Here is a 10421-nt window from a genome sequence, read left to right as displayed (position 1 = left end):
CCTCGGCGCTCGACCCACAGGGCGAGGAGCACGTTGGCGATCAGGAAGACGATGATGAACACGGCCTTGATGAGGCTGAGCCACCAGGTTTCCTGGCTAAAGTCCGCGGCGGTGTATTCCGGGACTGCGAAGGGTGCGAGTGTCATCGTGCCACCTCCTGCGTGGCGCGCAGGGTCGCGACGGTGCCGACACCGCCGAGGTTTTCGTGAATAACGGAGCCGGTCGAGCACTCGGGCACCCACGCGACGGAGTCGGGCAGGTCCGCGATGGCGGCCGGGAGGGTGATCGTGCCTCGCTCGGTCTCGAGCGTCGCGTCCGCGCCGGGGGCGATACCCGCGGCAGCGAGCGTGGCGGCCGAGGCCAGGAGGACGGGGCGACGGGCCGAACCGGCCAGCCACGGGGCGCCATCCTGGAGACGACCGGCGTCGATCATCGGCTTGTGGGAGGCCAGAACGACCTCGCCCTTGCCGGCGACAACGGGAGCCTCGGGCGAGACCGGAGCGAAGGCCTGCGGGGCGCCATCCCACTCCATGAGGGGGTTAACTTCCTCGTACAGGTCAGCCAGGGCGGTGATACCCAGGTCGAGGTCGAACTCTTCGGTGAGGCGCACGAGCACGTCGCGGTCCGTGAGGGACGTTGCCGAGCGGGCCTGGCCGAAGGGACGCAGGCGGCCTTCCCAGTTGATGTAGGTGCCGTTCTTCTCGACCGCGGGGGCCACCGGCAGGACGACGTCCGCGCGCTCGGTGATCTCCGAGGCACGAACCTCGAGCGACACGAGGAAGGGAACCTCGTCGAGGGCTTCGCGCACGGCGGCCGGCTCGTCGAAGTCACGCACGTCGACGCCGCCGACGACGAGAGCCGCAAGCTCACCGGAGGCGGCGGCCTCGATCATCTGCTCGGCGTCGAGGCCGCGCTCGGGAAGCTCGCCCCAACCCAGGGACTGCTCCCCGGCCTCGTCGATGCCGCGGCCGAAGGGAAGCAGACCCGGGAGGAGGCCGGCCTCGACGGCGGCGCGGTCACCGGCGCGACGCGGGACCCATGCGAGGCGGGCGCCCGTGCGCTCGGCCAGAGCGACGACGGCGGAGAGCAGGCCGGGGGTCTGCGCGGCGCGCTCGCCCACGAGGACGATGCCACCGGAGAGGGCATCCGCGAGATCCGCGTAGGCACCGCCAGCGGCGATCGCGTCGAGAACGCCGGGCTCGGAGCCGGGGGCGGCGTGCAGGACCTGGGCGTTCATCTTGCGCGAACCGTTGGAGGTGAAGGGCGCGACCGTGGCGACCTTCAGGCCCGACTTACGGGTGCCCTTGCGCAGGCGCAGGAACATCGCGCCGCACTCGTCCTCGGGCTCGAGGGCGACCAGCAGGACCTGACCGGCGTGCTCCAGATCGGAGTACGTGACATCGAGGCCGGAGCCCGCCACGTAGGAGGCCAGGAACGAACGCTCTTCCTCGCTGGCGCGACGCGAACGGAAGTCGATCGAGTCGGAACCGACGACGGTGCGCGCGAACTTCGACCAGGCCCAGGCATCCTCGAAGGTGAGGTGGCCGCCGGGCAGGAAGCCCACGGACGAACCAGCCTGCTCGAGGCCCTCACGGACGCGGTCAAGCGCGTCGGACCAGGAGGTGGGAACCAGCTTGCCATCCTCGCGCACGAGCGGGTAGGTCAGGCGATCGACCTTGTCCCATTCGAAGGCGAAGCGGTCCTTATCGGTGATCCACTCTTCGTTAACCTCGGGGTCGTTGCCGCTCATGCGACGCACGACCTCGCCGCGGCGCACGTCCTGGCGGATCGCGGAGCCCGACGCGTCGTGCTCGGTCACGGCGGCCGTCGACACGAGGTCGAAGGGACGCGCGCGGAAGCGGTAGGACGCGGCGGTCAGAGCGCCGACGGGGCAAATCTGAATGATGTTGCCCGAGAAGTAGGAGGCGAAGGCACGGCCCGAGACGTCGCGCTCAGCGACGGAGAGCTCGCCCTCGTTGAGCGAACCGACGATCGCATCTGTGCCGAACGGCGACGACAGGGACGAGGTCGCGGCGTCCTTGGCCTTCGGGTCGAAGAAGTCGAGCGTGGTCGTGTCAAAGCCGCCGACCTGCTCGCCCATGAAGTAGTGGTGCTCCGTGGGGGCGGTGCCGCCGCCTCGGCCCTGCAGGTCCATGAACACGTCGCCCGAGATTTCCTTGCCGAAGCGCACGCAGCGCTGGCACAGGATGCAGCGCTCACGATCCAGCAGGATCTGGGAGGTCAGGCGCAGCGGCTTCTTGAAGGTGCGCTTGGCGTCCGTGAAGCGGGACTTGCCGCGCCCCTCGGTGAGCGCCTGGTTCTGCAGGGGGCACTCGCCGCCCTTGTCGCAGACGGGGCAGTCCAGCGGGTGGTTGATGAGCAGGAACTCCATGACGCCGCGCTGGGCGCGGTCCACCACCTCGGAGGTGTGCTGGGTCTTGACGACCATGCCCGGGGTGACGGTCTGCGCACACGAGGGCTGGGGCTTGGGCATGAAGCGCAGCTCGCCCGTGTTGCGGTCGGGCATGCCGACCTCCACGAGGCACTGGCGGCATGCGGCCACGGGGGCCAGCAGCGGGTGGTCGCAGAAACGCGGGATCCGGATGCCGGCCTGCTCGGCCGCGCGGATCACGAGCGTGCCCTGGGGGACAGAAACCTGAACGTCGTCGATGGTGACGTCGATCATGTTGGGTGCGTCGCTCATCGGCCACCTCCTCGCGCGTAGTTAGCGGACGCCTCGTAGGGGAAAAGCTCGCGGGCGGGCGTGGTCAGCCCGGCCTCGAACTCGTCGCGGAAGCGCTTGATGCCCGACATGATCGGGGTTGCTGCGGCGTCGCCCAGCGGGCAGAAGCTACGGCCCGCAATGTTGTGTGCGATCTCGTCGAGCAGGTCGACGTCGCCGGGACGGCCCTCGCCTCGCTCGAGACGCAGCATGATTTGCTTCATCCAGTAGGTGCCTTCGCGACAGGGCGTGCACTTACCGCAGGACTCGTGCTGGTAGAACTCGGACCAGCGGGTGATGACGCGAACGACCGAAACCGTCTCGTCGAACACCTGCAGGGCGCGCGTACCCAGCATCGAACCGGCAGCGCCCACGGACTCGTAGTCCAGGGGCGTGTCCAGCTCGTCTTCGGTGAAGATCGGGGTGGAGGAACCGCCGGGGGTCCAGAACTTCAGCTCGTGGCCGTCGCGGATGCCGCCCGCCATCTCGATGAGCTCGCGCATCGTGATGCCGAAGGGGGCCTCGAACTGGCCGGGGTTGTTCACGTGACCCGACACGGAGAAGATGCCGTGGCCCTTGGACTTTTCGGTGCCCATGGACGCGAACCACTCGGGGGAGTTGCGGAAGATGCCCGCAACCTGAGAGATGGTCTCGACGTTGTTGACGACCGTGGGACGGGCGTACAGACCGGCGACCGCGGGGAACGGGGGCTTGAGGCGCGGGTGGCCTCGACGACCCTCGAGGGAGTCCAGCAGGGCCGTCTCCTCACCGCAGATGTAGGCGCCAGCACCCGCGTGGGCGGTAATGCGCAGGTCGCCGAGCACGCCGGACTCGGTCGCCTCGCGCACGGCCTGTAGCAGACGACGGTACACGTGGGTGACCTCGCCGCGCAGGTAGACGAACGCGTGGTCGCAGCCGATCGCACGCGACGTGATCGCGATGCCCTCAATGAGGACGTGCGGGTTGCCCATGATCAGCGGGATGTCCTTGCAGGTGCCCGGTTCGGACTCGTCGGCATTCACCACGAGGTAGCGGGGGCCGCCGTCAGCCGGGGGCAGGAAGGACCACTTGAGGCCGGTCGGGAAGCCTGCGCCACCACGGCCTCGCAGGCCGGAATCCTTCACGACCTGCACGATCTCAGCGGGTTCCATGGTCCGGGCCTTTTCGAGGCCCTGGTAGCCACCGCGAGCCCGGTAGGAGTCCAGCGTCCAGGAACGATCCTCTCCCCACCCGTTGGTGAGGATCGGGGTCAGCGGTCCGGGCGCAACGTATGCGGTACTCACTTCGCCTCTTCTCCCTTCGTGTCAGCGGCCTCGTCGGCGACCTCCACGGCGACCGGCTCGGTCCAGCCCTTCGCCGCTGCGATCTCTCGGCCCAGCAGCGTGGAGCGGCCCGCAGAGGGGCCCTCGTCCTCGTGGCCATCCAGGAAGCCGGCCAGGACGCGCTCGTTCTCCTTGAACGTGGGGGCCACGACGGGACCGCGCGTCGGGTGAATGTCGCGACCAGCCTGGATGTCATCGATCATGGCCAGCGCCGACTCAGGGCTCTGGTTGTCGAAGAATTCCCAGTTGACCATGACGACGGGCGCGTAATCGCACGCCGCGTTGCACTCGATGCGCTCGAGCGTGATCTTTCCGTCTTCGCTGGTCTCATCGCTGCCGACGCCGACCTTCTTGGAGACCTTTTCCCAGATCTCGTCGCCGCCCATGACGGCGCACAGCGCGTTCGTGCACACGCCCACCAGGTAGTCGCCGGTGGGGTGGCGCTTGTACTGCGTGTAGAAGGTCGCGACGGCGCTGATCTCTGCGCGAGGCAGGTCCAGCGTGGCGGCGATGAAGTCGATGCCGTCGGGGCTGACGTAGCCGTCAACGGACTGGATCAGGTGCAGCATCGGCAGCAGCGCGGAACGCGAGTGACCGTCCGGGTAGCGGGCGATGATCTGCGCGGCGTCCGCCTGCAGGCGTGCCAGGGTGTCGGGTGTGTAGCTCATCGGTCAACGCCTCCGAGAACGGGGTCGATAGCGGCCAGTGCGACGACCACGTCGGCCAGCTGGCCGCCTTCGGTCATCATGGCCAGCGCTTGCAGGTTGGCGAAGGAGGGGTCGCGGAAGTGCGCGCGGAACGGGCGCGTGCCACCGTCGGAGACGAGGTGAACGCCCAGGATGCCCTTCGCGTGCTCGACGGTCTGGTAGACCTGGCCGGCGGGCACGTGGAAGCCCTCCGTGACGAGCTTGAAGTGGTGGATGAGGGACTCCATGGACTCCCCCATGATCTCGCGGACGTGCTCGGCCGAGTTGCCCTGGCCGTCCGTGGCGACCGCCAGGCGAGCGGGCCAGGCGATCTCCGGGTCGGCGACCATGGTGGGCGCGCCGTCGCACTGGTCCAGCCTGTCGAGCACCTGCCAGATGATGCGCATGGACTCGTAGCACTCGTCGAAGCGAACCATCGTGCGGTTGTAGACGTCGGACTTGTCGCGGGTGGGAATATCGAACTCGAAGTTCTCGTAGCCGCAGTAGGGCTGGCTCTTGCGCAGGTCCAGGGGCAGGCCGGCGGCGCGCACGCCGGGGCCGGTCGAGCCGAGGGCCATGAGGCCACTCAGCGGCATGACGGCCACGTCGCACAGACGCTTCTTGAAGATCGGGTTCTCCACGAGGATGTCCTGGAGTTCGCCGATGTCCTTACGGCAGCGGCGCAGGCGGTCACGGATGTAGTCCGTGGTGCCCTCGCCGATGTCCTGCACGACGCCACCGGGGCGGATGTACTCGTGGTTCATGCGCAGGCCGGTGATGCGCTCGAAGATACGCAGGATCTCCTCGCGGCCACGGAAGCCGATCGTCATGATCGTGGTGGCACCCATTTCGTTACCGGTCGAGCCGATGGCGACCAGGTGCGAGGCGATGCGGCACAGCTCCATCATGAGGATGCGGATGAGGGAGGCGCGCTCGGGGATGTCCTCTTCGATGCCGAGGAGCTTCTCGACGCCGAGGCAGTAGGCGGCTTCCTGGAAGAAGGGAGCCACGTAGTCCATGCGCGTGCAGTATGCGACGCCCTGAGCCCACGTGCGGTACTCCATGTTCTTCTCGATGCCGGTGTGCAGGTAGCCGGTGTCGATGCGGGTCTCGCGGACCTTCTCGCCGTCAAGCTCGAGGATGAGGCGCAGAACGCCGTGGGTCGCGGGGTGGACCGGGCCGAGGTTGACGACGATGCGCTCGGAGGTGATGGCCTCGATCTCGTGCAGGACGTCGTCCCAGTCGCCGCCCTGGGTGAGAACCTCGGGGATGTCCTCGATGGGCAGGTCGGTCGCGCCGGCGGGCGCGTGGAAAGCGGTGGTCATCAGTTCACACTCCTACGAACGTCGGCGGAAGCGTTGACGGCGCCCTTGAACTCGACGGGGATGCCGCCCAGCGGGTAGTCCTTGCGCTGGGGGTGTCCGACCCAGTCATCGGGCATCGCGGTGCGCGTCAGCGAGGGGTGCCCGGTGAAGACGATGCCGATGAGGTCCCAGGTTTCGCGCTCCTGCCAGTCGTTTCCGGGATAGACGGAGACGATGGAGGGGATGCGGGGGTCCTCGTCGGGGCACGTGACCTCGAGGCGGATCATGCGGTTGTACGTGATCGAGTACAGGGGGTAGATGGCGTGCAGCTCGCGGCCCTTATCGAGGGGGTAGTGCGCGCCGTTGGTGCCCAGGCACAGCTCGAAACGCAGGTCGGCGTCGTCGCGCAGGTACTTGGCGACGCGCGCGATGTGCTCGCGGGCGATGAAGATGCCGAGCTGTCCGCGGTCGATGGTGACCTTTTCGATGACGTCGGAAACCTTCAGGCCATCGGCGACGATGAGCTCTTCGAGGACATCAACGACCTGGTCGAACCAGCCGCCGTAGGGGCGGGAGGCCTCGCCGGGCAGGAAGGAATCGGTCACGAGGCCGGCGAAGCCGGAGGTGGAGGAGTCAGTGCCCGCGCCGAAGAGGCCCTCGCGGTGGGCGATGGGCTCGGGGAGGGCGAATCCGCGCTGGGACGAGGCCGGGGCGACCTCGGCGGGCGCGTTTTCCTCGGGGGTGGAAAGGTCGCTCATGCGAGGAGTCCCTTCATCTGGTGGGTGGGGGTCGCCTCGAGGGCGGCCTGCTCGGCGCGACGCGCGATCTCGCGGCGGTGAACGCCGAGGGGTTCCTTGCCGATCTGCTCACGCAGGACGAGGACCGCGTGGATGAGCGCCTCGGGGCGGGGCGGGCATCCGGGCAGGTAGACGTCGACGGGGACGATGTGGTCGCAGCCCTGGACGATCGCGTAGTTGTTGAAGACGCCACCGGAGGATGCGCACGCGCCCATGGAGATGACCCACTTGGGTTCGGGCATCGAGTCGTAGACGCGGCGGATGATGGGGGCCATCTTGTGCGACACGCGGCCCGACACGATCATCATGTCGGAGTGACGCGGCGAGGCGCGGAAGACCTCGAGGCCGAAGCGCGCCATGTCGAAACGGGGGGTACCGGCGGCCATCATTTCGATGGCGCAGCACGCCAGACCCATGGTGACGGGCCACTGGCTGTACTTGCGTGCGAGCCCGAGGACCTTTTCGACGCTGGTGAGCGCGATGCCCGCGGGCAAGGATTCTTCAAGTCCCACTTGTCTGTTCCTTACTTATATCTCAGTAATCCAGGCCGCCGCGTCGCCATTCGTAGGCGTAGGGGACGCAGAGGGTGACCAGGAAGCTCATCATGACGACCAGTCCGAACAGGCCCAGCTGGTTGAAGCTGACGGCCCACGGGTACATGAACACAACTTCGATGTCGAAGATGATGAACGTCATGGCGACCAGGTAGTAGCGCACCGGGAATCGACCCTCGGTGAGGTGAGCGCTAGTCGGCTGGATACCGCACTCGTAGTTGTCGGCCTTGGTTGTGGACTTCTTGGTGGGGCCCAAGATCGCGGAGGCGCCCAGGCCTCCGAAGGCTAGTACGAGGGCAGCTGCCGACATGATGAGCAGCGGCACGTAGGGATTCGTCATCGTTCCTCCCGGTTATCGGTGGTGGTGGTCATGCGGGGCGCACCACCTTGGTCAGCATTGTGATGAGTTGGTCGTCGAAGTCGCCCCCGGTCCTCTCGTACCCGTCCGACAGGAGTTTGTGGACGAGCGTCATGAGGCGCGCAATGGGCAGCCCGACGTTCGTGCAGGTGCGCATGATCGTCGGGTTTTCGATGAGCGCGACGAAGATGCGGCCCAGCTGGTAGTAGCCGCCGTATTCGTCGCGGAGCATGTGGGGGTATTCGCTCATGGCACGGTCGATGCCGGCGCGGTGCGAGCGGGCCAGGGCCTGGGCGATGCACGAGGCGGCGTAGCGTCCGGCCTTCATGGCCGGGGCGATGCCTTCGCCGTTGTAGGGGGAAACCATGCCGCCGGCGTCGCCGACGAGGACGAGGCCCTGGGTGTAGTGAGGCTTGCGGTTGAAGCTCATGGGCAGGGCGGCGGAGCGAAGCGCACCGATCTGGTTCTCGGGGGTGAAGCCCCATTCCCCGGGCAGGTTCGCGGTCCAGGTCTTGAAGACCTCGCGGTAGGGCAGGTTCGTGGCGCCGGCGCGCGAGGCGACGGAGCCCAGTCCGACGTTGACGATGCCGTCACCCATGGGGAAGATCCAGCCGTAGCCGGGCAGCAGGTCGGAGGCGCCGGGGGTGCCGCTCCACAGTTCGAGGTGGGATTCCATCCATTCCTCGTCGCCGCGGGGGCTGTGGAAGTAGGCGCGTGCGGCCACGCCCATGGGGCGGTTCATCTTCTTTTCGAGGCCCAGGCTGGTGGCCAGTCGGGCTGCCACTCCCCCGGCGTCGACGACGATGGAGGCGCGCACCGTGGTGGTGGTGGTGTTCTTGCCGCGGCCACTCTTTGCACTCACGCCGACGACGCGTCCGGAGCCATCCTGGATGGCTCCCGTGACGGTGACGCCCTCGTAGAGGCGCGCGCCCGCTTCGACGGCGCGCTGGGCGAGCGCATGGTCGAGGTCCATGCGGGCTCGGGTCATGCCGTAGCCGGGCAGGGACTTCTGGTCGGGCCAGTCCATGTGGACGGTGTGGCCGCCGCCGATGACGGTGAGGCCGCGGTTTCGCATCCAGCCGGTGGTGTCCACGCCCATGGCGATGAGTTCGTGGACGGCGGCCGGGGTGAGCCCGTCGCCGCAGATTTTGTCGCGCGGGAAGGGGCTTTTCTCCAGGAGGATGACGTCGAGGCCGGCTCTGGCCAGGTGGTAGGCGGTGGAGGACCCGCCCGGGCCTGCGCCGACGACGACAACGTCAGCGCTCATGTCGCTAGGCATGGTGGATGCCACGGCATTCCTCCGTCATGTGGTGCGCGGGTGCATCCGCGCGAGTGTGCAAGGTGGATGAAGCGTGCACATCACTTCATTCCGCAAGAAAGCCTAGCTAGGTCACCCTCACCTCGGCGACCGAGCGCACTTTTCCTTGGAGTTTCAACGAACGAGGCCCGGGCAGGCCGCGCTCATAGCACCCATTTGCGCAAGGGAACTCTGTCGTAAATGGTGGCCCTGGCCTCGTCGCACCAGGTGTTACATGCGCTGAGACGAGCCCGCGCGACACCCTCACACAATCCGATACGATGACCAGCGCCGCGGCGAACAGCAATGGTGGAGAATACTCACGCATCCAACACAGAACACGCGCAACGAACCTCGACACATACACACTGAAGGGGAGCATGCATGGGCTCAGAAGAACAGACTCATACCCGCAGGTATCCACGACGCACCCTCATCGGCATCGCTTCAGTAGCGGTCCTTACCCTCACGATCACGGGTACAGCCTGCGGGTCACGCCAACCCAGCGCAGATAGCCAGGCACAGTCCGCACAATCGCCCGCGCAATCCTCCTCGGACCAGGCCCCAACCCAAGAATCTGGAGCCTCCACAGCCACCCCGACACCGACCGAAGCAACACCGACCACGCCTGCGTGCGAGGACGGCTCCCCCACGCCCATCGGCACATGCCTGCACCCCGCGTCGGTCCAGTGGCTCCCCGACCTCCTGCCAGACCCGCGCGAGGTGGACCGCACCGATCCCGAGGCCGTCGCCAGAGCCTACGTCATCACGCTTAACACGTGGGATGCATCGCGCGATAAATCCAACGCCTATGCATCCATCCGCGCGAGCGTGTACGAAGTGCCTGAACGAGCGAGCAGCCACACGAAGACGCCCGACCAGCAGCACGGCCAGGGCGAATTCCTTCCACTCCTGGCCAACCGCGCCCACACGACCGTCACCATCACGGGCAGCAACAACCATGGGCAGCAGCCGAACACTGACCCGACGCGCTGGTACGGGAACGTCTACTACCAGCGCAACTACTCGGACAACTCACTGGAACCCGTGAACAAGCGCGAAGTCGTCTTCCTGCGGCTGCAGGACGATGGAACGTGGGCGGTCGTCGACAGCGGACCGTACTAAACGAGCCAGCGCACGCACTCCACTAACGAGGCCGGGACCCCACCGAGGGACCCGGCCTCGTCCTCGTTGGACACGAGCGCCGATCGCCCACTCCACACGCGCGGGAAGCCCCGCTCGCACGCCGCAACGGCGCGACGCGCCCGCAGGCAGACGAATGCCCAGCTCACCATACACTTGTCACACAATCACTTACTGACACAATTTTTCACAATCTTGCGCGAAGTGACAACACAGTGATTCACTTGTCAGCCGTGGA

At 67.1% G+C, this 10421-nt stretch carries 10 protein-coding genes and 1 pseudogene; 1 reads left to right on the top strand and 10 read right to left on the bottom strand.

Annotated elements, in window-relative coordinates; translation table 11 throughout:
• The 9 genes and pseudogenes from HMPREF1478_RS10620 to HMPREF1478_RS05105 all read right to left on the bottom strand — a co-directional run.
• Positions 1–146: pseudogene (locus tag HMPREF1478_RS10620) on the bottom strand (NADH-quinone oxidoreductase subunit NuoH); the annotation flags it as partial.
• Positions 143–2704, bottom strand: coding sequence for an NADH-quinone oxidoreductase subunit G (locus tag HMPREF1478_RS05140; protein WP_016461024.1), 2562 nt, complete (start codon positions 2702–2704; stop codon positions 143–145). The gene HMPREF1478_RS05140 and the pseudogene HMPREF1478_RS10620, both read right to left, overlap by 4 nt.
• On the bottom strand, positions 2701–4005 hold the full coding sequence (nuoF, locus tag HMPREF1478_RS05135) for an NADH-quinone oxidoreductase subunit NuoF (protein WP_016461023.1): 1305 nt from the start codon (positions 4003–4005) through the stop codon (positions 2701–2703). The genes HMPREF1478_RS05140 and nuoF overlap by 4 nt, the downstream gene beginning before the upstream one ends.
• Positions 4002–4712: an NADH-quinone oxidoreductase subunit NuoE gene (gene nuoE / locus HMPREF1478_RS05130; RefSeq protein WP_016461022.1), complete on the bottom strand. Its 711-nt coding sequence runs from the start codon at positions 4710–4712 to the stop codon at positions 4002–4004. Before nuoE ends, nuoF begins: the two co-directional genes overlap by 4 nt.
• Positions 4709–6055: an NADH-quinone oxidoreductase subunit D gene (locus tag HMPREF1478_RS05125; protein ID WP_016461021.1), complete on the bottom strand. Its 1347-nt coding sequence runs from the start codon at positions 6053–6055 to the stop codon at positions 4709–4711. The genes nuoE and HMPREF1478_RS05125 overlap by 4 nt, the downstream gene beginning before the upstream one ends.
• Positions 6055–6792: an NADH-quinone oxidoreductase subunit C gene (locus tag HMPREF1478_RS05120; protein WP_016461020.1), complete on the bottom strand. Its 738-nt coding sequence runs from the start codon at positions 6790–6792 to the stop codon at positions 6055–6057. Before HMPREF1478_RS05120 ends, HMPREF1478_RS05125 begins: the two co-directional genes overlap by 1 nt.
• The gene (locus HMPREF1478_RS05115) at positions 6789–7343 is read right to left on the bottom strand and encodes an NADH-quinone oxidoreductase subunit B (RefSeq protein ID WP_016461019.1); all 555 of its coding nucleotides are present in this window, start codon (positions 7341–7343) and stop codon (positions 6789–6791) included. The genes HMPREF1478_RS05120 and HMPREF1478_RS05115 overlap by 4 nt, the downstream gene beginning before the upstream one ends.
• A gap of 22 nt (positions 7344–7365) precedes the next feature.
• Entirely contained in the window at positions 7366–7725 is a 360-nt protein-coding gene (gene ndhC / locus HMPREF1478_RS05110) for an NADH-quinone oxidoreductase subunit A (protein ID WP_016461018.1), read from the bottom strand.
• 28 nt (positions 7726–7753) lie between these two features.
• A complete protein-coding gene (locus HMPREF1478_RS05105) occupies positions 7754–9022 on the bottom strand; it encodes a geranylgeranyl reductase family protein (protein ID WP_198008385.1) in 1269 nt (422 codons plus the stop codon).
• Between the two features lie 402 nt (positions 9023–9424).
• Between HMPREF1478_RS05105 and HMPREF1478_RS05100 the strand changes: the two genes are divergently transcribed.
• Complete coding sequence (locus HMPREF1478_RS05100) at positions 9425–10165, top strand: hypothetical protein (protein ID WP_016461016.1); 741 nt, start codon at positions 9425–9427, stop codon at positions 10163–10165.
• On the opposite strand, the gene HMPREF1478_RS10615 is transcribed toward HMPREF1478_RS05100, so the two are convergent.
• Positions 10162–10332: a hypothetical protein gene (locus HMPREF1478_RS10615; RefSeq protein ID WP_156824704.1), complete on the bottom strand. Its 171-nt coding sequence runs from the start codon at positions 10330–10332 to the stop codon at positions 10162–10164. The two genes, HMPREF1478_RS05100 and HMPREF1478_RS10615, sit on opposite strands and share 4 nt — an antisense overlap.
• Between the last annotated feature and the right edge of the window lie 89 nt (positions 10333–10421).

The organism is Actinomyces sp. HPA0247 (assembly GCA_000411415.1).
GTDB lineage: Bacteria > Actinomycetota > Actinomycetes > Actinomycetales > Actinomycetaceae > Pauljensenia.
Note: the sequence above shows the minus strand (reverse complement) of the source record. Positions and strands in the feature narration are given on the sequence as shown.

What these genes read in the sequence shown, in the direction of transcription:
- HMPREF1478_RS05140 (WP_016461024.1), bottom strand. Translation starts at nt 2,704, where the DNA reads ATGAGCGACGCACCCAACATGATCGACGTCACCATCGACGACGTTCAG.
- nuoE (WP_016461022.1), bottom strand. Translation starts at nt 4,712, where the DNA reads ATGAGCTACACACCCGACACCCTGGCACGCCTGCAGGCGGACGCCGCG.
- HMPREF1478_RS05125 (WP_016461021.1), bottom strand. Translation starts at nt 6,055, where the DNA reads ATGACCACCGCTTTCCACGCGCCCGCCGGCGCGACCGACCTGCCCATC.
- HMPREF1478_RS05120 (WP_016461020.1), bottom strand. Translation starts at nt 6,792, where the DNA reads ATGAGCGACCTTTCCACCCCCGAGGAAAACGCGCCCGCCGAGGTCGCC.
- ndhC (WP_016461018.1), bottom strand. Translation starts at nt 7,725, where the DNA reads ATGACGAATCCCTACGTGCCGCTGCTCATCATGTCGGCAGCTGCCCTC.
- HMPREF1478_RS05105 (WP_198008385.1), bottom strand. Translation starts at nt 9,022, where the DNA reads ATGCCTAGCGACATGAGCGCTGACGTTGTCGTCGTCGGCGCAGGCCCG.
- HMPREF1478_RS05100 (WP_016461016.1), top strand. Translation starts at nt 9,425, where the DNA reads ATGGGCTCAGAAGAACAGACTCATACCCGCAGGTATCCACGACGCACC.